This window comes from Kosakonia sp. S42 (assembly GCF_016624785.1).
Classification (GTDB): domain Bacteria; phylum Pseudomonadota; class Gammaproteobacteria; order Enterobacterales; family Enterobacteriaceae; genus Kosakonia; species Kosakonia cowanii.
Window position 1 is genome coordinate 58,760 of record NZ_JACVTW010000019.1, and the last position, 21,371, is coordinate 80,130.

17 protein-coding genes and 1 tRNA gene are annotated in these 21,371 nt (G+C 54.3%); 6 read left to right on the forward strand and 12 right to left on the reverse strand.

Going from position 1 to position 21,371, the window contains the following annotated elements:
• Nucleotides 1-228 precede the first annotated feature (228 nt).
• On the forward strand, nucleotides 229-2,220 hold the full coding sequence (locus IAE50_RS18245) for an ATP-binding protein (protein ID WP_200135447.1): 1,992 nt from the start codon (nucleotides 229-231) through the stop codon (nucleotides 2,218-2,220).
• A 390-nt stretch (nucleotides 2,221-2,610) separates the two neighbouring features.
• Here the strand turns inward: IAE50_RS18245 and IAE50_RS18250 are convergent, their stop codons facing one another.
• From IAE50_RS18250 to proB, 4 genes are all read right to left on the reverse strand, one after another.
• Entirely contained in the window at nucleotides 2,611-3,807 is a 1,197-nt protein-coding gene (locus IAE50_RS18250; RefSeq protein WP_200135446.1) for an integrase arm-type DNA-binding domain-containing protein, read from the reverse strand.
• A 163-nt stretch (nucleotides 3,808-3,970) separates the two neighbouring features.
• A tRNA-Thr gene (locus tag IAE50_RS18255) sits at nucleotides 3,971-4,046 on the reverse strand.
• Between the two features lie 111 nt (nucleotides 4,047-4,157).
• Nucleotides 4,158-5,411, reverse strand: coding sequence for a glutamate-5-semialdehyde dehydrogenase (gene proA, locus IAE50_RS18260; RefSeq protein WP_200580887.1), 1,254 nt, complete (start codon nucleotides 5,409-5,411; stop codon nucleotides 4,158-4,160).
• Nucleotides 5,412-5,422: 11 nt separating this feature from the next.
• Nucleotides 5,423-6,526: a glutamate 5-kinase gene (proB, locus tag IAE50_RS18265; RefSeq protein ID WP_023479003.1), complete on the reverse strand. Its 1,104-nt coding sequence runs from the start codon at nucleotides 6,524-6,526 to the stop codon at nucleotides 5,423-5,425.
• 294 nt (nucleotides 6,527-6,820) lie between these two features.
• Between proB and phoE the strand changes: the two genes are divergently transcribed.
• A complete protein-coding gene (gene phoE / locus IAE50_RS18270) occupies nucleotides 6,821-7,894 on the forward strand; it encodes a phosphoporin PhoE (RefSeq protein ID WP_042715969.1) in 1,074 nt (357 codons plus the stop codon).
• Nucleotides 7,895-8,028: 134 nt separating this feature from the next.
• Here the strand turns inward: phoE and crl are convergent, their stop codons facing one another.
• From crl to gpt, 3 genes are all read right to left on the reverse strand, one after another.
• Nucleotides 8,029-8,427 carry a sigma factor-binding protein Crl gene (gene crl, locus IAE50_RS18275; RefSeq protein WP_023479000.1) on the reverse strand — a complete coding sequence of 133 codons (399 nt, stop codon included), beginning with the start codon at nucleotides 8,425-8,427 and terminating at the stop codon, nucleotides 8,029-8,031.
• Between the two features lie 57 nt (nucleotides 8,428-8,484).
• Nucleotides 8,485-9,729, reverse strand: a complete 1,245-nt coding sequence (gene frsA / locus IAE50_RS18280; protein WP_200580888.1) for an esterase FrsA — start codon at nucleotides 9,727-9,729, stop codon at nucleotides 8,485-8,487.
• Between the two features lie 100 nt (nucleotides 9,730-9,829).
• Complete coding sequence (gpt, locus tag IAE50_RS18285; protein ID WP_023478997.1) at nucleotides 9,830-10,288, reverse strand: xanthine phosphoribosyltransferase; 459 nt, start codon at nucleotides 10,286-10,288, stop codon at nucleotides 9,830-9,832.
• Nucleotides 10,289-10,544: 256 nt separating this feature from the next.
• Between gpt and pepD the strand changes: the two genes are divergently transcribed.
• Nucleotides 10,545-12,002, forward strand: a complete 1,458-nt coding sequence (pepD, locus tag IAE50_RS18290; RefSeq protein ID WP_200580889.1) for a cytosol nonspecific dipeptidase — start codon at nucleotides 10,545-10,547, stop codon at nucleotides 12,000-12,002.
• Nucleotides 12,003-12,043: 41 nt separating this feature from the next.
• Here pepD and prfH read toward each other — a convergent pair whose 3' ends face one another.
• The 3 genes from prfH to dinB all read right to left on the reverse strand — a co-directional run bounded on the left by prfH (nucleotide 12,044) and on the right by dinB (nucleotide 15,058).
• A complete protein-coding gene (gene prfH, locus IAE50_RS18295; RefSeq protein WP_042714190.1) occupies nucleotides 12,044-12,658 on the reverse strand; it encodes a peptide chain release factor H in 615 nt (204 codons plus the stop codon).
• A complete protein-coding gene (locus tag IAE50_RS18300; RefSeq protein ID WP_124969587.1) occupies nucleotides 12,655-13,794 on the reverse strand; it encodes an RNA ligase RtcB family protein in 1,140 nt (379 codons plus the stop codon). Before IAE50_RS18300 ends, prfH begins: the two co-directional genes overlap by 4 nt.
• Before the next feature lie 208 nt (nucleotides 13,795-14,002).
• Nucleotides 14,003-15,058, reverse strand: a complete 1,056-nt coding sequence (gene dinB, locus IAE50_RS18305; RefSeq protein ID WP_200580890.1) for a DNA polymerase IV — start codon at nucleotides 15,056-15,058, stop codon at nucleotides 14,003-14,005.
• Between the two features lie 350 nt (nucleotides 15,059-15,408).
• Here dinB and dpaA point away from each other — a divergent pair, with 350 nt between their 5' ends.
• Nucleotides 15,409-16,146: a peptidoglycan meso-diaminopimelic acid protein amidase gene (gene dpaA, locus IAE50_RS18310; protein WP_023479016.1), complete on the forward strand. Its 738-nt coding sequence runs from the start codon at nucleotides 15,409-15,411 to the stop codon at nucleotides 16,144-16,146.
• On the opposite strand, the gene IAE50_RS18315 is transcribed toward dpaA, so the two are convergent.
• Nucleotides 16,117-16,884, reverse strand: coding sequence for a class II glutamine amidotransferase (locus tag IAE50_RS18315; protein WP_023478998.1), 768 nt, complete (start codon nucleotides 16,882-16,884; stop codon nucleotides 16,117-16,119). The genes dpaA and IAE50_RS18315 overlap by 30 nt on opposite strands.
• Before the next feature lie 140 nt (nucleotides 16,885-17,024).
• Entirely contained in the window at nucleotides 17,025-17,606 is a 582-nt protein-coding gene (lpcA, locus tag IAE50_RS18320; protein ID WP_023479022.1) for a D-sedoheptulose 7-phosphate isomerase, read from the reverse strand.
• A gap of 237 nt (nucleotides 17,607-17,843) precedes the next feature.
• On the opposite strand from lpcA, the gene fadE reads away from it, so the two are divergent.
• Nucleotides 17,844-20,291 carry an acyl-CoA dehydrogenase FadE gene (gene fadE, locus IAE50_RS18325; protein WP_200580891.1) on the forward strand — a complete coding sequence of 816 codons (2,448 nt, stop codon included), beginning with the start codon at nucleotides 17,844-17,846 and terminating at the stop codon, nucleotides 20,289-20,291.
• 109 nt (nucleotides 20,292-20,400) lie between these two features.
• Entirely contained in the window at nucleotides 20,401-21,171 is a 771-nt protein-coding gene (locus tag IAE50_RS18330; RefSeq protein WP_200580892.1) for an amidohydrolase, read from the forward strand.
• Nucleotides 21,172-21,371 lie beyond the last annotated feature (200 nt).

A 21,371-nucleotide genomic window follows, 5' to 3' on the forward strand; every position in this document is an offset into this window, starting at 1 on the left:
GGTGCTTTAGCATTGCGTTAATCTTGATGCTGAAAGTTCTGACCATAGGTAAGGAGCGGGTTTTAGGGGATTGGGCGTGATTTTTTTGGCTGAGATTTCTACGGCACTCTGAACGAGTTTATGGGGGTTGGTTTGATCTAGGTAAGGTTCTTTAAAAACCTGTCTTGATGTTACTAAACTACTCTATAAAATGTAAAAATTCAATTCCATCATAGGATGTGAGCGCAAATGGCAAAGCAGATTATTCAGGGCACAACTGAAATCAACAGCTTGGGTATCAAGAACCATTTTGAGTCAGTTGAACCTGTACAGGCGATATTGGAACTCGTATGGAATGGATTTGATGCTGGCGCTAAGAATATTAACATAAACATAGTTTATGACCATTTTGATACAGTAAAAAACCTGATCATTCTTGATGATGGTGATGGGATAAACTTTACTGATTTAGGCAGCAACTTTAATCGATTTAACGATTCATTAAAAAAAACAAGCATTGATCAACACGGCTCTAAAGGTCGAGGGCGTTTATCATTTCATAGACTTTGTCATCAGGCTATCTGGTATACTAAATACTTAGGTAGAAATGCCTATATCAAAATTAATGATGAGGATATTAAGGCATATGAAGCTCAAATAGATATCGACGCTGATGAGCAAAACAGTTTATTGAATGCAATGGATAAGGGGACGTGTGTTGAATTAACATTGTTACATTCAAGCCTTCCAGATAGACGCGAACTGATTTCTATTTTGTCCAATGAATTCTGTTGTAAATTGGCATTGGATGATGAAAGGAAGGTTTTCGTAAATGGTGCTGAAGTTGACATCCCAGAACACGAAATAAAAGAGGTCTCCTTCGAGATTGAAAATAATGATTTCTCTGTGAAAGGGATTCGCTGGGATAAAAAGCCAGCTACAGAAAAATCATTTATTTACTTGACTGATAGTTCAGGAAAGATAGTTCACAAAGAATCTACAACATTCAATAAAAAAAGAGATTTTCATTTGAGTGTGTTTGTTTCATCTATTTGGGCTGATACTTTTAGTGCTAATGGCGATGACATTTTTTCAACAGCTAAAAGTAATCCTGATTCAAAAGCATGGCGGCAGTTAGTTAAAAATGTCTTAAAATTCTCCAGATCTATATATGATGATTTTCTGCGAGTGCAGGTTGAAAAAGCCATACAAAAGCTTGAAGAGGATGGTGCTTTCCCTACATACAATGAATACGATATAACATATGCTAACTGGAAAAGAAATAATATCAAGCAGGTTGTAAGAAGTATTTATATTGCCGATCCTCAGTTTTTGGTATCACTGACTATAAAGCAGAAAAAGATAATCATCAGACTTCTTGATAAGATGCTTGTATCAAATCAAAATGAAGATTTATTTGATATTCTGGAAAGTGTTTTGGATTTAAGTGATAGTGATCTTTCTAGGTTTGCATCACAATTGAAAAAAACAAAATTAGAAAATATTATAAGTTCAATTGAGGAGTTGCAAAGAAGGCGTTTTGCAGTTGAAAAACTGAAGCTAATAATGAACGAGCATTATAAAGATGTTCTTGAAACGCCTGACTTACAAAAAATCATTGAAAATAACACATGGTTATTTGGTGAAAGATACGAAACTATAGGCGCTGAGGAGGATACTTTTACTAAGATTGCAAAATCATTGAGGGATAGTGTTTACTCCATTAATAACATAGATGCACAAGATGTGGAAAATGGAGAGGATATTATAGGCGCTAAGAGACAAACGGATTTATTCTTAGCCAGAAGGATGCCAACTTTTGACTCTAACGGCAATAAGATTTTTCGATGCATAATTATTGAAATTAAAAGACCAAGCATAGCCCTTAATGTTAAGCATTTACGTCAACTGGAAGATTATGCTGGAATTATTAAACGACATCCTGAGTTTTCTAGCCAAAATTTGCATTTTGAATTAATTCTTATAGGTAGGAAGATTTCTAGTCAAGATATAGAGATACCTACTCGCTTGTCAAACTATGCCGGCCGTGGTGATGTTGGTTTAGTATCTGATGATGCCAATATGAAGCGTTACGTTAAGAATTGGTACACAATATTTGATACTTTTGAATTGACGAATAGTTTCATGCTTGAGAAATTACAAATGGAAAGAGATGTAATTGAAAAGAAATCTCGGGAGGAACTTGTTAAGGAATTACAAGAAGAAAGCGTTGATGTCTAAAATTAAAAAATCGATACTACGCTTGAAGAGGTTTCTTTCTTGCTAATGTATTTTTCATGAAAAAAGGGTTACATTGAAATGTAACCCTAACCTATTGAATTGATGCACCTCACATTCACTACTCATAGTTTTCCTTCCGATATTTTGAGATCTATTATTTCTTTAGCTTGAGATCCATTGTGCAGGTCACCGTAACTTAAAATTTCGACTAATCAGGGAGTTTCATCTTTGGTATCAATTAGACCGTCAGACGCAAATGTAACGTTTCTGAATTAATCGTAAATGTAAATTAGCAAAAAAAATTTCTAGTGCAGAGCTCCTCCAAAACGGAGGAGCTCTGCTTGAGTTTTCACGCTATCTACTAATAAACGGCTAAATTTGGAGCTAATATCATAAGGCTATGATGAGTTTATTTTTGCCAATGTTATCAATATAGTCCGCATACCACTGCATCATCTCCCTACGTCCTTCCAGATACAACGCATGGTTGTATGTCCCGCGAATCGCATTCTTATCGACATGCGCAAGCTGGGTTTCAATCCATGCCGTATTAAACCCTTCCTCATGCAAAATTGTACTCATCGTGTGCCTAAAACCATGTCCAGTAACCTTCCCCGTATATCCAATCCGCTTAAACACCTGATTAATACTCGCTTCACTCATCGTTTTGCGGGGATCATTCCGCCCAGGAAACACAAGAGGATATTGCCCAGACATCACTTTGAGCTGCTGTACGATCTCCAGCGCTTGGGTAGAGAGAGGGACAAGGTGAGGCCGCTTCATTTTCATTCGTTCGGTAGGAATTTCCCACACCGCTTTTTCAAGATCAAACTCACTCCAGAAAGCACCTCGGAGTTCACCGGTGCGAACTCCCGTAAGGATCAGCAGACGTGCTGCAAGAACAACTAACGGGCTTCCTGTGTAGCCTGCGAGAGCTTTAAAGAAGTCTGGTAACTCCTCAACAGTAAGGAAGGGATAATGCTTCGATTCATGCCCTGACATCGCGCTGGTTAGATCCGCTGCTGGATTATATTCCGCACGGCCGGTAACTATGGCGTAACGAAAGACTTCACTGCAGCGCTGGCGAACCTTCTTGGCCTTCTCTGTCGCGCCACGGCCTTCCATGCGACGCAGCACATTAAGCAGAACAAGCGGTTTGATTTCATTCACCGGCTGCTGGCCGATATAGGGGAAAATATCTTTATTGAAGGCTTCGATAATGTCCGAGGCATAGCCTTCTGACCACCGGCTTACATTAGTTCCGTGCCATTCAAGCGCCACAGCCTGAAACGTGTTGTTGAGCTGCACATCACGAACCAGCTTTTCTTCTTTCTTGGCAAACGATGGATCGATACCTTCGGCCAGTTTTTTCTTGGCTTCATCACGCAGTGCCCTGGCTTGTGCAAGGGACACTGCTGGATAAACACCAAAAGCCATACGCTTCTCTTTTCCATTGAAGCGATATTTCATTCGCCAGTATCGAGAACCAGAGGGAACGACTTCAAGATACAAACCAGCACCATCTGCCAGCTTATAGGCTTTCTCTCTGGGTTTAGCTGCATCTACCTGTCGCGCATTTAGCTTCATTGGGGGCATCTCCCTGGACCGAACACAGAATGCCCCCACTTATGCCCCCAACTGTGACTTGATTGCGGTTGAGTCCAGTTGATAACAGGTGATAAAATACGGGCCAGAAACCGCAGTATACGGGCTTTAAGTTGATTTCGGTAGACTTGGGAAGAGTTTGAAATGGTGCCGATAATAGGAGTCGAACCTACGACCTTCGCATTACGAATGCGCTGCTCTACCAACTGAGCTATATCGGCCCTGCGAGGTGTTCACGAGCGTGAATCACGGGTTAGAAGGTTAAAACTAAGCGGGTGATGCGTCAATGCCCCTGTGAATCAAACGGCTACTTTTGCATCACCCGACTTTATTTACGCACGAATGGTATCGTCACCAAAACCGATCCACTTATAGGTGGTCAGTGCTTCGAGGCCCATCGGGCCGCGCGCGTGCAGCTTCTGCGTGCTGACCGCCACTTCCGCGCCGAGGCCAAACTGGCCGCCGTCGGTAAAGCGCGTCGAGGCGTTCACATACACCGCTGAAGAGTCGACCTCGTTGATAAAGCGGTTGGCGTTGCGCAGGGTACGGGTGAGGATCGCATCGGAGTGCTGCGTGCCGTGCTGCCGAATATGATCGATCGCATCATCGAGATCGGCGACGATCTTCACATTCAGATCCAGCGACAGAAACTCATCGTCATACTGCTCCGCTTTTACCGCTTCAACCTTCGCCGGGCCGCTTTGCAACAGGGAGAGCGACTGGTCGTCCGCATGCAGCGTCACGCCGCTCTCCGCCATCTGCTGGCTGAGCACCGGTAAAAAGGTACTGGCAATGCCCTGATGCACCAGCAGCGTCTCGACGGTGTTGCAGGTGCTCGGGCGCTGGGTTTTAGCGTTGACGATAATCTTCAGCGCCGGGGCGATCTCTGCCGTCTCGTCGACCAGAATATGGCAGACGCCGATACCGCCGGTGATAACCGGGATCGTTGACTGCTCGCGGCAGAGCTTATGCAGCCCTGCCCCGCCGCGCGGGATCAGCATGTCGATGTACTTATCCATACGCAGCATCTCGTTGACCAGCGCGCGATCCGGGCTCTCAATCGCCTGTACCGCACCCGCCGGTAAACCGCACTCCTCCAGCGCCTGCTGAATCACTTTCACCGTCGCGGCGTTGGTGCGCCAGGTCTCTTTCCCGCCGCGCAGGATCGCGGCGTTGCCGGTTTTCAGGCACAGGGAGGCGACATCCACAGTAACGTTCGGGCGCGCTTCATAAATCACGCCGATTACACCGAGCGGCACGCGGCGGCGCTCGATGCGCAGACCGCTGTCCAGCACGCCGCCATCGATCACCTGGCCGACCGGATCGGCGAGTTTGCACACCTGCCGCACATCGTCGGCAATGCTTTTTAAGCGCGCCGGATTGAGCGCCAGGCGGTCGAGTAGCGCCTCGCTAAGACCATTGCCGCGCGCTTCCTGCAGATCCTGCTCGTTAGCCAGCAAAATCGCGTCGGACTGCGCCTCTAAATAGTCGGCAATCTTCTCCAGCACGCGGTTTTTTTCCTGGCTTGTGAGCAACGCCAGCTTGTACGACGCAGCTTTCGCCGCGATGCCCATCTGTTCCAGCATACCTCTGCTCCTTAACGGGTGATCATATCGTCGCGGTGCACCGCGACAGGGCCATACTCATAGCCCAGAATCTCATCAATCTGCTGCGAGTGGTGGCCGGCAATCCGGCGCAGAGCATCACTGTTGTAACGGCTTACGCCGTGGGCGATATCGCGCCCCTGCAGATTACAAATGCGGATCACTTCCCCACGGGAGAAGTTGCCTGTCACGCTTTTAATCCCTTTCGGCAGCAGCGAACTGCCGCGCTCAAGAATGGCGGCGGTCGCCCCTTCATCAACGGAGATCTCACCGGCAGGCGGTGCGCCGAAGATCCATCGTTTACGGTTCTCCAGCGGCGAAGTCTGCGCATGAAAACGCGTGCCGACCGGCGTGCCGCTTACCACATCGGCAATCACGCCGGGCTTGCCGCCTGCGGCAATAATCGTCTCGATACCGGCACGGCAGGCAACGTCGGCAGCCTGTAACTTGGTGCCCATGCCGCCGGTGCCGAGGCCGGAAACGCTGTCGCCCGCAATAGCGCGCAGCGCGTCATCAATGCCGTAGACATCTTTAATCAGCTCGGCCTGCGGGTTGTTGCGCGGATCGGCGGTAAACAACCCCTGTTGATCGGTAAGCAAAAGCAGCTTATCGGCTCCAGCCAGAATCGCCGCCAGCGCCGAGAGGTTATCGTTATCGCCAACTTTAATCTCCGTGGTCGCCACGGCATCGTTCTCGTTAATCACCGGCACGATGTTGTTATCAAGCAGCGCGCGCAGCGTGTCGCGGGCGTTGAGGAAGCGCTCGCGGTCTTCCATATCGGCGCGGGTCAGCAACATCTGACCAATATGAATACCGTAAATGGAGAAGAGCTGCTCCCAGAGCTGAATCAAGCGGCTCTGGCCGACAGCTGCCAGCAGCTGTTTTGAGGCGATGGTGGCGGGAAGTTCCGGGTAGCCCAGGTGCTCACGCCCGGCGGCGATAGCGCCGGAGGTAACGATTACTATGCGATGCCCGGCGGCGTGCTGCTGCGCGCACTGGCGCACCAGCTCCACAATATGGGCGCGGTTCAGGCGACGGGAACCGCCTGTTAAAACACTGGTGCCGAGTTTTACCACCAGCGTCTGGCTGTCACTCATGATTCTCTGCCGTTTTTAGAAAAAATAAGAAGTTTATTAGTAATCAAACGTTGTAACAGGAGTGAGCGCGCTTGCCAACCGCCAGCGTGAATCGACCACTTTTTTGTTGCGCGGGATCAGCAAGCGTAGCGGCAGAGTTTGACAATTTTATGGCAAACACAAAAAAACATAACTTTTTCAAATTACTCTTACTTTGTCATAAATGTTTCATTTCAGAGCGTTACAACCCTTCCTGTTTTTCACGGGGCGAGAGCCCAGCGAATAGTGGCGCGTTAGTTTAATCAGGAATTCAAAATGAAAAAGAGCACTCTGGCATTAATGGTACTGGGCGTTGTTGCATCGGCTTCTTCTGTTCACGCGGCGGAAGTCTATAACAAGAATGGCAACAAACTGGACGTGTACGGCAAAGTGAAAGCCATGCACTACTTCAGTGATGACAACAACAACGACGGTGACAAAACCTACGTGCGTTTCGGCTTCAAAGGTGAAACCCAGATTAACGACCAGCTGACCGGTTTTGGCCGTTGGGAATCTGAATTCGCCGGTAACAACGACGAAACTACCTCGGGCCAGAAAACCCGTCTGGCCTTTGCCGGTCTGAAAATCAAAGATTTTGGTTCTATCGATTACGGTCGTAACCTCGGCGTGCTCTACGACGTGGCTTCCGTGACCGATATGTTCCCGGAGTTCGGCGGCGACTCGTTGGCCCGTACCGATAACTTTATGACCAAGCGCACCACTGGCGTGGCGACCTACCGCAACACCGACTTCTTCGGCATGGTGGATGGCCTGGACATGACCCTGCAATACCAGGGTAAAAACGAAAACGGCCGTAACAGCATCATCAAGCAGAACGGCGACGGCTGGGGCACCTCTCTGGCCTACGATTTTGGCGGCAGCCCGGTCACGATTATTGGTGCTTACGCCAACTCTGACCGTACCAACGCACAGAACACCGCGCTGGCGCTGGGCCGTGGTCAGAATGCCGAAGCCTGGGCGACCGGTGTGAAATATGACGCCAACAACGTCTACCTGGCGACCTTCTACTCCGTCTCATACAACATGACGCCGGTCTCCTCTTCACTGGGCTTTGCCAACAAAGCGCAGAACTTTGAAGCCGTCGCGCAGTACCAGTTCGACTTCGGCCTGCGTCCGTCCGTGGGCTACGTGCTGACCAAAGGCAAAGATATGGAAAACGGTATCGGCGACGAAGATCTGGTGAACTACATCGACGTTGGCGCCACTTACTACTTCAATAAAAACTTCTCGGCGATGGTCGATTACAAAATCAACCAGATCAAAGACGACAACAAACTGGGCATTGCTGACGACGACATCGTTGCCGTTGGCGTGACCTACCAGTTCTAAACCCTGTAGTGACCCTCGTTATATGAAATGCCCTCGGTTGAGGGCATTTTTTTCCCGTCTGATGGGAGAAAGCAGGCCAGTGCCTGTTCATGCCCGGCGTGCGAAGAGCAGCCGGGCATTTTTTATCGGGGGCGTTATGCGGGGAGTTTTAACTTCTCTTTGAAGTCATCGGCAGGTTCAAGCTTCAGCTCAAGGGAGGCTAACAGCGTACGCGCGCGCTCGTGGAAGTCGCGCAGCGTTTTTTCCAGACGGTCGACCACTTCCTGGTCTTTGATAGCGGTGGGTTTCCAGTGCCCCTCTTTGTCGAAGAGCCCAAAGTGGTAGCGATAGGTAAAGCGCTTCTCCTGCGCTTCCATTTCCATCCACCATCCCCAAAACTCGCGTTTTTCCGGCGCGGGTTTCACATTCACGCAAACTGCCAGGCAATCAAAGAAAAAACGGTTTTCTTCGCACTGCTCTTCGCGGATATAAGGTCCTAGCGCAGTAAACTTTTTAATCAACCTGCTTCTCGGATGTCCACTTGGTAACGTCATTGCGATCTCCTTTTGTGATGCAACTGTTTTACCAAATCAATGGAAATTCTCAAAGTATTAACCGAACTGATGGTTGATCCAGTCAACAATCTTCCTGAGCGCAGCGTCAAAATTGCGATAAACCGGGTTAAACGGGATATCGAGCAGCTTTCCATTGCTGGATGAAGAGGTGATTAAACGCGACTCCGCCTCCGGGCTGAAGGGATCGTTTTGCCAGAAACCGGAGAGCATCGGCGTCGGGCAGCGGCGGCCGAGTAACCCCTGCGTTTTTAATGAATAGCGGTTAAGTTCGACGCGCAGGGCTTCATCGGAAGCGTCATGCATGCCTAAGCGGCTGGCGAGCACATCGAGATACATCTCCGGCACATCGCCCTGGCGCAGCGGCTCGCTGAGCAGGGAATGCACCACCGGCCCGAGGCAGGCCACCGCTTTCAGGCGCGACGCCTCAAGATAGGCCAGCCGTACCGCCACGTTAGCACCAAAACGGAAACCAAAGGCCGCCACGCGGGTGTGATCGATCCATGGAATGTTCGGCAATGCCTGGAGCGCATGCTGATGCAGCAGGCTGGAGTCCTGGGTCAGCTTCCATTTGCTGGAGAAGCCCACCGAGGGCATATCGAGCGTCAGCATGGCAATGCCTTTCGGGGCCAGGTAGCGCTCATAGAGGGTGTAGTAATCGATCTGCAAGCCATCCAGCCCGCCGCACATCAGCACCGTTGGAAAGGGACCTTCGCCTTCCGGCATATGCAGAAAGCCGGTGACCGGCGCGCCGCCGGGAATGGCGAACTCCAGCTCTTTAATGCTGCCCGGCAGGCGCTGCGCGGCCTCTTCATAGGCGCGGTTTGCCAGCGCCTGCGCCTGCTCGGCCAGGCTATCGCCTTTAATATGTGGATAGGCGGCGATGCTATATAAGTTAGAGGCGTGCAGCCAGTGGCGGCCGCTCAGCGTGCTGTCCGTCTCCTGCATCGCTTTTTGCTGCCAGCTCATCGCCTGCGCGGACCATTCGTAGATCCAGTTCCCGTTGCGGTAGCCGACCACCGTATCGAGCAGCTCAGCGTCGGTGCGCTCGGCCTGGCTCATCACAATGCGCGCCTGCACTTCGAGGATCTCGCGCGCGCCGATGCCGCGCCAGATCCACATCAGCCGGTTGATCATCCGGTACCACTGCGGCACGTTTTTGCCATCCAGCGCGGACTGCACGGGCGGCTGCACGCCAGGGTTAAAGCGGCGCACCAGCGTCGAGGTCTCAGGGTATTTAAAGCGGGGTTTGAACAGCGTTTCGCTAAGATTTGACTGGGGCATGGCGCGCAGCTCCTTAAAATTCACCGGAGGGCATTGTAACCCGTGACGCGCCAAAAAGAACAACGCCCGGCAGAACCGGGCGTGTGTACAACAGGAGGGATTAACGGCCGCTAATTGGCGGAACGAAGGCTACGCCCATATCCCACGGCTGCTCAATCCAGGTATCCTGCGGGATATCAATCACATAATCATTCACCAGCGGGCGACCGGCCGGCTTGGCGAAAATAGTGACAAAATGTGCTTTCGGGTACATTTCGCGGATCGCTACGGCAGTGCCGCCGGTATCCACCAGATCGTCAATCACGATAAAGCCTTCGCCGTCGCCTTCCGCGCGCTTCAGTACTTTCAGTTCGCGCTGGTTGTCGTGGTCATAGCTGGAGATACAAACGGTATCGACATGACGAATACCCAGTTCACGCGCCAGCAGCGCGCCTGGAACCAGACCGCCACGGCTTACGGCGATAATGCCTTTCCACTGTTCTGAAGGCATTAAACGGGCAGCAAGTTTGCGGGCGTGAATCTGCAACATGTCCCAGGTGACGACGTATTTTTCGCTCATGTGAAGTGTCCCAGCCTGTGTTTTACGGCTTAAAAAGTGTTCGAGGGGGAAATAGGTTGCGCGAGATTATAGAGATCTGACGCGCTAAAAACCAGTGTTACCCGGCATCGCCGCCGCTTTTTCCCCAATCCCGTGCTCGCGCTGTCGCCATAAAGTGGTATTCTCAACCGCATCTCGCAAGAGGGTCTTGCGATTCGTTTATCTAACCCGCGACCTGCACGCAACCTGTTCGCAGGCGCTTTTAAGGAGACTCATCGTGTCTGAACTGTCTCAACTATCTCCGCAGCCGCTGTGGGATATTTTTGCCAAAATCTGCTCTATTCCGCACCCCTCTTACCATGAAGAACAGCTCGCCGAACACATTATGGGCTGGGCGAAAGAGCAAGGCCTGCACGCAGAGCGCGACCAGGTGGGCAATATCCTGATCCGCAAACCGGCCACCGCCGGGATGGAAAACCGCAAGCCGGTCGTGCTGCAGGCGCACCTCGATATGGTGCCGCAGAAAAACAACGACACAGAACACGACTTCACCAAAGACCCGATTCGCCCCTATGTTGACGGCGAGTGGGTAAAAGCGCGCGGCACCACGCTTGGCGCGGATAACGGCATCGGTATGGCCTCTGCGCTGGCGGTGCTGGCAGACTCCACCGTGCAACACGGCCCGCTGGAAGTGCTGCTGACCATGACTGAAGAAGCGGGCATGGATGGCGCATTCGGTCTGCAACCCAACTGGTTGCAGGCGGATATCCTGATCAACACCGACTCTGAAGAAGAGGGTGAGATCTATATGGGCTGCGCGGGCGGTATCGATTTCATCACTACCCTGCCCCTGACCCGCGAAGCGGTACCTGCCGGTTTTGAAACCGTCAAACTGACGCTGAAAGGGCTGAAAGGCGGCCACTCCGGCGCCGATATCCATTTAGGTCTGGGCAACGCCAACAAACTGCTGGCGCGCTTCCTCGCCGCGCACGCCGCCGGGCTGGATCTGCGTCTGCTCGACTTCACCGGCGGTACGCTGCGTAACGCCATTCCGCGCGAAGCGTTCGCCGTGATTGCCCTGCCAGCCGATAAAGCCGCCCAGCTGAAAACCCTGGCGGATGAGTACCAGGCGATCCTGAAAAACGAGCTGGAAGCGAAAGAGAAGAATCTGGTGGTGCTGGTCGATAGCGTGAGCAGCGACAAAGCGGCGCTGACCGCGCAGTCGCGCGATGCCTTTGTTCGCCTGCTGAACGCCACGCCGAACGGCGTGATCCGCAACTCCGACGTTGCCAAAGGCGTGGTGGAAACCTCGCTGAACGTCGGCGTGGTCACGTTGCAGGACGAGAGCGCTGAGATCATCTGCCTGATCCGCTCGCTGATCGATAGCGGTAAAGATTACGTGGTAAGCATGCTGGAATCGCTGGGTGCGCTGGCCGGTGCGAAAACCGCGCCGAAGGGCGGCTACCCTGGCTGGCAGCCGGATGCCCAGTCGCCGGTGATGTCGCTGGTGCGTGAAACCTATCAGCGTCTGTTCAACAAGATGCCGAACATTCAGATTATCCACGCGGGTCTGGAGTGTGGTCTGTTCAAAAAACCCTATCCGGAGATGGATATGGTGTCGATTGGGCCGACCATTACCGGCCCGCACTCGCCGGATGAGCAAGTGCATATCGAAAGCGTGGGCCACTACTGGACCCTGCTGACCGAACTGCTGAAATCTATCCCGGCTAAATAAGCCTGCTGTCCGCGCCGCCCGGCGCGGACATTTTCCTTCTTTTATTGCGCTTTAAACCCTGGCCCCTTAAAGGTGCGCACCGGGTTGCCGCGCTCTATCTGATGATGAAACAGCCTGCGTTCCGACTTCAGCGCCGCGCGCTCGTCATCCTGCGCCTGCTCCAGCCGGTGTGAAATCAGCAGCATCGCCAGCCGCTTATTCGCATGCTGGCTGCGCTCCGACTGCACTTTTACGCTAATGCCGGTGGCAATATGCGTGGCGCGCACGGCGGAATCGGTTTTATTCACGTGCTGGCCGCCCGGCCCGGATGAGCGCAGCGTCTCAAAGCGAATGGCGCTGTCCTGCAACGCCGTCTGCGGAATAAACTCCGCCACGCCGATAAACCAGTTCTTCCGTGCATGATTGGCGCGATAGGGGCTTGGGCAGATCCACTGCACCGTGCCGCACCAGCGCGCACTCAGCGCCTGCGCATTTTCGCCATCGAGTGAGACCAGCACCGAGCGGTAGGCGCCCGGCTGGCGCGCCGCTTCCGTTTCGATCACCGCCAGCGACACCTTTTGCGCCTCAGCCTCTTCCATCAGCCGCGTTAACGCTTTACCCACTGCCAGGCAGCACTCATCAGGCCCCTGCGCGGAGGAGAGTTGCAACAGTCTCATTCGCCCGCCCCTCCGCTCACTTTCAAGGTTAACACCGGGCGCAACCGCGCAACCGGCGTCACCAGATCGGCGTCGACCAGGCACTCAAGCACGCTTTCAACGGACTTATACGCCTGCGGCGCTTCTTCATAGATCAACTGACGATCGCGGCAAATCACCCGGCTGCCGAGCGGTGTGCGCGCCAGTTGCGCCGGGGTGAATTTCCCGGATAAGCGACCTTTGCACTCGGTGCGCATCCATTTACGTCCGGCGCCGTGCGCCAGCGAATAGAGGCTCACCTCGCTCACTTTCGGCATCACCAGCCAGCTATGATCGCCGCGTGAACCGGGGATCACTACCAGGCCCTGCCCGTCCGGCGTCGCCCCTTTGCGATGCAGCCAACCGGCTTCACCGCCCACGGTGCAGGCTTCGACGAAGTTGTGTGCTACATCGAGCAGCGCTTCGCCATCGGCGTTGAGATGATCGAGAATGCGCCGCGCAATCAGCGCCCGGTTGATGCGGGCAAAGTTGAGCGCGTCATCGTGCTCGGCAAGATAGTGGCGAGCCGCGTCGCTCCCCTCCACCAGCCCGGCGTGCGAGAAGGCATCGACGTGACGGCGTAAAATCTGCTGCCCCAGTCCGCGTGAACCGCTGTGGGCCAGTAACAGCAGGCGCTGCTCATCGAGGCCGCTTTGCGCGAACAGCGCCGCATCGGTCACGCTATCGACCTGTTGCAGCTCGGCAAAGTGGTTGCCGCCGCCAATCGATCCCAGCGCGGCGCGCCAGGGGTGGTTTTGCCACGCATCCGGCACCGCTTCATCCAGCCAGTCGGCAGAGGCGCTATCGCCCAACGCGCTGAGACGTTTTTCGACCTTATCGGCGTTATATTTGCGCCGTACCAGGTCGGTCTGCCACAGCGCCATGCCGCAGCCGATATCGTTCCCGACCAGCGCCGGGTAGAAACGCCCGGTGGAGAAAAAGGCCGCGCCAATCGGGTAGCCGCGACCGGGGTGAAGATCCGGCATGCCGACGACGCGCGTCATACCCGGCAGTGCCGCAGTGGTGTGTAATTGTTGGATCGCTGAACCTTCGATCCACAGGTTTTCCGACGCAATATAGGAGATCGCGTCTGAGATATGACAAACAGAGTTGCCCATATACCAATCCATATGTAGAGAAATAAAAGGAATTGGCAGACGAAACCAGGGGCAAGTTTTTGGAGAAATTAAGCCTGGAGAGGTCTGCAAAGAGAAATCAGGGCATGGTGTGTCATGGTGAACCTCCTTTGCAGTTAACAGGGAATGAATAAACGCCGGGGATGATAGAGAAGCGGGCGGGAAATTACCACCGCAAATTCTGGTAGGGTTACAGCCCAAGCACCAGCTGGCGCTCAAGCTGCGGGTCGAGCAGCGTGACATGCAGGCCGACAAGACGGACGCCGCGCCCGCCGCGTCGCTCATCCCACGCCTGACGCGCGGTGGCGAGCAGATCCTCTTTATTCAGACACGGCCAGACATGCTCCTGGGTGGTCTGCTGAAAGTCGTTGAACTTCAGTTTCACCCCCTGGCGGGCGATGCGCAGATCCGGTTTTACCACCGAAAGCCGCCGCTCAAGCTCCGGGTAGAGCCGCTCGATAATCGCCTCGCACTCCTCCCACTGATGAATATCCTCCACCAGCGTACGCTCAACACCGACGGATTTTCGCAGCCGCTCGCTGCTGATCTCCCGCTCATCGATCCCCTGGCTGCGCTCCCATAATACGCGGCCAAACTTGCCAAACCGCTTAAGCAGCATGGCGAGATCGCTCCTCTGCACATCTTCGCAGGTGCGCAGCCCCAGGGTCTCCAGCTTGGCCGCTGAGACTTTGCCGACGCCGGGAATTTTGCTCAGCGGCAGCGTGCGCAGAAAGACCGGCACTTCCGCCGGGGTAATCACATATTGCCCGTCGGGCTTGTTGAGATCGGAGGCGATTTTAGCGAGGAACTTCACCGGCGCGATGCCCGCCGAGGCGGTAAGCTGCGTCTCATTAAAGATGGTCTGGCGGATCTCTTGCGCCATCAGCGTTGCAGAGCCGTAGCAGTGCGGGCTGTCGGTAACATCAAGATAGGCTTCATCCAGCGACAGGGGTTCAATCAGTGAGGTGTAGCGCGAGAAGATGTCGCGGATCTGGCGGGAGGCTTCTTTATAGGCGTCGAAACGGCCAGGTAACAGCGTGAGGTGCGGGCAGAGTTTCAGCGCCATCCCGGTCGGCATCGCGCTGCGCACGCCATATTTACGCGCCGGGTAGTTGGCGGTGCTGATGACGCCACGCTGCACGCGGCTGCCGCCAATGGCAATCGGAATGTCGCGCAGGGCCGGGTTGTCGCGCATCTCTACCGCCGCGAAAAAGCAGTCCATATCGACATGTATGATTTTGCGCATGCGTACACCCTCACAGAACACTGGATAAGTATACAGCACGTTTCAGGCAAATGAGAAGCCAGCCGAGAAACCGCCGAAAAGAGGGCAATCTGCTGTTTAATTCTCAGCATTTACTTTCATAATAACCGTCGCCAAATTGCGCAGGTGGTTGAAAGGCAAAACAGAACACTTTTTGCGCGATGGCGAAAAGACAATCAACAGGATCGACGGGCGCGGAATCACCGCTATTCGGGGCTTGCGAAAAAATGTCGGAGTGCTAAGGTTAGCGCTCAAAACAGAATTGTCCGAATTCTGGGCATCTTTTGCCGTTCTGGCAAAGTCGTATCCGTTTTATCAAGGAAACACGTTGTATGCGCAAAATCGCATTGTTCATTGCGATGCTTCTGATCCCGTGCGTCTCCTTTGCTGGCCTGGTTGGCAGCAACAGTGCCACTAAGCCGGTAAGCAAAGATTTTAAACAGCAGTTGATGGGGTCACCGGTCTATATTCAGATCTTCAAAGAAGAGCGCACCCTTGATCTCTACGTCAAGATGGGCGAACAGTATCAGCTGCTCGACAGCTATAAAATCTGCAACTACTCCGGCGGCCTTGGGCCTAAACGCCGTCAGGGCGATTTTAAAAGCCCGGAGGGGTTCTATTCGGTACAGCGCAGCCAGCTTAAGCCGGACAGCCGTTTCTATAAGGCTATCAATATTGGCTTTCCGAACAACTTTGACCGCGCCCACGGCTACGAAGGTAAATACCTGATGATTCACGGTGCCTGCGTCTCCATCGGCTGCTACGCCATGACGGATACCGGCATTGATGAGATCTTCCAGTTTGTTACCGCAGCGCTGATTTTTGGCCAGCCGAGCGTGCAGGTAAATATCTATCCGTTCCGCATGACCGATGCGAATATGCAGCGTCACAAATATTCGACCTACGCAGATTTCTGGAAGCAGTTGAAGCCGGGGTATGACTACTTCGCGGCCACCCACCAGCCGCCGATTGTCGCGGTGGTGGATGGACGCTACGTGGTCAGCAAGCCGCTGGCGACCTCCGTGCAGCCGCAGCTGGCGTCAAACTATACGCTCACCGAGGCAAAATAACGCCCACTCGCCTGGCATAATTTTGTGCCAGGTTTCGTTCGCCGTTAACGGCTGCGTCGCAATCACGGTGACCACATCATTTGGTGTGGTCTCACGCTGAAAATCGATCTCCACATCCTGATCCAGCAGCTTCGCTACGCCAAACGGCGCGCGCCGGGTAATGCAGAAGAGATTGGTGGAGCAGAACGCCATCACATAGCGACCGTCCGACAGCAGCATGTTGAACACGCCCTTCTCACGCAGTTCCAGCGCCAGTGTCGCAATGTACTTAAACACCGCCCCCATATTGCCCGGCGTGCGCGGGTAGCGCTGCGTCAGCTTGTGCAGCATCCAGCAGAACGCTTTTTCACTGTCCGTTTCACCGACCGGGCGGAAGTTGCCGGTCTGCAAAGATTTATACCCCGTTAATTGACCGTTGTGGGCGTAGGTCCAGTTGCGGCCCCAGAGCTCACGGGTAAAGGGATGGGTGTTTTCCAGCGCCACTTCGCCGCGGTTCGCCTGGCGAATATGGGCAATCACCGAGCAGGATTTAATCGGGTACTCCTGCACCAGTTTGGCGACGGGCGAATTGTAGCTTGGTTGCGGATCTTTGAAGGTGCGACAGCCTTTGCCTTCGTAGAAGGTAATGCCCCAGCCATCTTTATGCGGCCCGGTTCCCCCGCCGCGCTGGACGAGACCGGTAAAACTAAAGCAGATATCGGTCGGCACATTAGCGCTCATCCCGAGCAGTTCGCACATAGTCACCTCCACAACCGCCTCAATCTGAGAAGGCGTTATTGTTGCCGCCCGTCAGACACGGGCAGCGCCGCGATGACCTGCGCCAGGCGCAGGCACGTTGAGCACTGCCCAGGCTGAACAGGGCAAATAAAAAGCCTGCTTTACGCCTTAACCATCTCTTTTTCGATCAGCTGAATCAGGATATGGATCACTTTGATATGGATCTCCTGAATACGATCGGCATAACCAAAGTGCGGAACGCGAATTTCGATATCCGCGGTGCCGGCCATTTTGCCGCCATCTTTACCGGTCAGGGTGATCACTTTCATCCCCTTCTCACGCGCCGCAGCAATCGCTTTGATCACGTTGCCAGAGTTACCGGAGGTGGAGATCCCCAGCAGCACGTCGCCCTCACGGCCAACGGCTTCCACATAGCGGGAGAATACATAGTCGTAACCGAAGTCGTTGCTCACGCAGGAGATATGGCTGACGTCAGAGATAGCGATCGCCGGGTAGCCAGGACGGTTTTCACGGTAGCGCCCGGTTAACTCCTCCGCGAAGTGCATCGCATCGCAGTGCGAGCCGCCGTTACCGCAGGACAACACTTTGCCACCGGCTTTAAAGCTGTCGGCCAGCAGCACCGCCGCGCGCTGAATAGCGTGAATATTGGCTTCATCTTTCAAGAAATTCGCCAGCGTTTCCGCCGCTTCGTTCAGTTCGTTACGAATAAGATCCTGGTACATGAGGATATCCTTCAGCATAAATGTAAATAACACTGCGCAGTGTACCGGATAGGCTTTCAGCCGAGAAGCTAAAGCCGCCGCTCCCGCCGCCGTTTTCATTTTCCGTGCGCAAAACGGCCTCAACAATGTGAACCAGGTTGTAATTATTTTGTAAACACATTGCTAAAAGAAATGACATCCACTACAAACAATACATCACAAGTGGTCAGACCTCCTACAAGAAGGGAGCTTTTCGTTATGATGATTTTGAGTATTGTCGCAACGCTCGTTCTGCTCGGTGTGCTCTTCTATCACCGCGTTAATCTGCTGCTCAGCAGCGTGATCCTGCTGGCATGGACCGCAGCCCTTGGGCTGGCGGGCCTCTGGTCTCTCTGGATGCTGGTGCCGGTGGCGCTTATTCTCCTGCCGCTCAACTTCACGCCGATGCGTAAATCCTTTATTTCCGCGCCGGTTTTCCGCGGTTTCCGCAAAGTGATGCCGCCGATGTCGCGCACGGAAAAAGAGGCCATCGACGCAGGCACTACCTGGTGGGAAGGCGATCTATTTCGCGGTAACCCGGACTGGAAAAAGCTGCACAACTACCCGCAGCCGCGCCTGACCGCAGAAGAGCAGGCCTTTATCGACGGCCCGGTTGAAGAAGCGTGCCGCATGGCGAACGACTTCCAGATCACCCATGAGATGGCCGATCTGCCGCCGGAGCTGTGGGCTTATCTTAAAGAGCACCGCTTCTTCGCGATGATCATCAAAAAAGAGTACGGCGGGCTGGAGTTCTCTGCCTATGCGCAATCCCGCGTGTTGCAAAAACTCTCCGGCGTCTCCGGCATTCTGTCGATCACCGTCGGCGTGCCTAACTCCTTAGGCCCGGGCGAACTGCTGCAACACTACGGCACGCAGGAGCAGAAAGATCACTACCTGCCACGCCTGGCGCGTGGGCAAGAGATCCCCTGCTTTGCGCTGACCAGCCCGGAAGCGGGTTCCGATGCGGGTGCCATTCCCGATACCGGCGTGGTCTGCATGGGCGAGTGGCAGGGCGAGCAGGTGCTCGGCATGCGTCTTACCTGGAACAAGCGCTACATTACGCTGGCCCCAATTGCCACCGTGCTTGGCCTGGCGTTTAAACTCTCCGACCCGGACAAACTGCTGGGCGGTGCGGAAGAGCTGGGCATTACCTGTGCGCTGATCCCGACCTCGACGCCGGGCGTGGAGATTGGTCGTCGTCACTTCCCGCTTAACGTTCCGTTCCAGAACGGCCCGACGCGCGGGAAAGATATCTTTGTACCGATTGATTACATCATCGGCGGCCCGAAAATGGCCGGTCAGGGCTGGCGTATGCTGGTGGAGTGTCTCTCCGTTGGTCGCGGCATTACCCTGCCCTCCAACTCAACGGGCGGCGTGAAATCGGTCGCGCTGGGCATTGGTGCTTACGCCCACATTCGCCGTCAGTTCAAAGTGGCTATTGGCAAGATGGAAGGTATCGAAGAGCCGTTGGCGCGTATTGCCGGTAACGCTTATGTGATGGACGCCGCGGCGTCGCTGATCACCTACGGCATTATGCTCGGCGAAAAACCGGCGGTGCTGTCGGCGATTGTGAAATATCACTGTACCCACCGTGGTCAGCAGGCAATCATTGATGCGATGGATATTGCCGGCGGTAAAGGCATTATGCTCGGCGAAGGTAACTTCCTTGCCCGTGCTTACCAGGGCGCGCCGATCGCCATTACCGTTGAGGGCGCTAACATCCTCACCCGTACGATGATGATCTTCGGTCAGGGGGCGATTCGCTGCCACCCGTATGTGCTGGAAGAGATGGCCGCCGCGCAGAACAACGACGTTGATGCATTCGATAAGCTGCTGTTTAAACATATCGGCCATGTCGGCAGTAATGAGATGCGCAGCCTGTGGCTCGGCCTGACGCGCGGTTTAACCAGCGCCTCACCGACCGGGGATGCCACTAAGCGTTACTACCAACACCTGAACCGCCTGAGTGCTAACCTGGCGCTGCTGTCGGATATCTCAATGGCAGTGCTCGGCGGCAGCCTGAAACGCCGCGAACGCATCTCCGCCCGTCTGGGCGATGTGTTAAGCCAGCTGTTCCTCGCCTCGGCAGTGCTGAAGCGCTACGACGATGAAGGTCGCCAGGAAGCGGATCTGCCGCTGGTGCACTGGGGCGTGCAGGATGCGCTCTATCAGGCTGAGCAAGCGATGGTCGACCTGCTGGAGAACTTCCCGAACCGTCTTGTGGCGGGCATGCTGAGCTTTGTCATCTTCCCGACCGGTCGCCACTACCGTGCGCCGTCCGACAGGCTTGACCATAAAGTGGCGAAGATCCTGCAAACGCCAAATGCTACCCGTTCGCGCATCGGTCGCGGTCAATACCTGACTCCGAGCGAGCACAACCCGGTCGGGCTGCTGGAAGAGGCGCTGGTTGATGTCATGGCCGCCGACCCGATTCATCAGCGCATCTGTAAATCGCTGGGTAAAAACCTGCCGTTTACCCGTCTGGACGAGCTGGCTAACCAGGCGCTGTCAAGCGGGCTGATTAACCAGGATGAAGCGGCGCTGCTGATTAAAGCGGAAGCGAGCCGTCTGCGCACCATCAACGTTGATGACTTTGAGCCGGATGCGCTGGCGACACAACCGGTGATCCACACGCCGGAAAAGCTGCGCAAGCCCGAAGCCGCCTAAGCGCCTGACGGCTCCCCTCCTCCTTCGACAAAACCCGCAACCCTGCGGGTTTTTTTCGTTTTTTGGCGTGCTACAGTGTGCCGATGCTGTCTGAAGGGGAGTCGCAATTGTGCCTGGATTAAAAATTACGCTGTTACAACAACCGCTGGCGTGGATGGATGGCCCAGCGAACCTGCGCCATTTTGATGTGCAACTGGAAGGGATTAGCGGGCGCGATGTGATTGTCCTGCCGGAGATGTTCACCACCGGCTTTGCGATGGAAGCCGCCACGCGGTCGTTATCGCAGGAAGAAGTGATTAGCTGGATGCGCGACAAGGCGCGGCAGACTAATGCGCTGATCGCTGGCAGCGCGGCGCTGCAAACGGATCGCGGGGCGGTGAACCGCTTTTTGCTGGTCGAGCCGCAGGGCGAGGTGCATTTTTACGATAAGCGCCATCTTTTCCGCATGGCGGATGAGCATCACCACTATCAGCCGGGTGAAGCGCGCGTGATATTCGAGTGGCGCGGCTGGCGCATTATGCCGCTGGTCTGCTACGACCTGCGTTTTCCGGTCTGGTCACGTAACCGCGATGAGTACGATCTGCTGCTCTATGTCGCTAACTGGCCTGCGCCGCGCTCCCTGCACTGGCAGTCGCTGCTGCTGGCCCGCGCGATTGAGAACCAGGCCTGGGTAGCAGGCTGTAACCGGGTTGGCAGCGACGGGAATGGTCACCACTATCGCGGCGATAGCCGGGTGATTAGCCCGCAAGGGGAGATCGTCGCCAGCGCCGACGCGCATCTTGCAACGCGCATTGACGCCGAGATGTCACTCACCGCGCTGAAAGAGTACCGCACCCAGTTCCCCGCCTGGCAGGACGCCGATCCCTTCACCTTAGAGTGATGCCTCCCGTAGGCCGGATAAGCGTTTACGCGCCATCCGGCAATATCTCCGCGGCACCGATTGCCGGATGGCGGCTACGCCTTATCCGGCCTACCAAAACGAGCCTAAAGCGACACCAACGTTGCTTTTACCTGCGGTATTACAGCGGCGGTGTTGACCCCCGCTGAAATCGGCGAACCGAAGCGTGAATGACAAGGTCT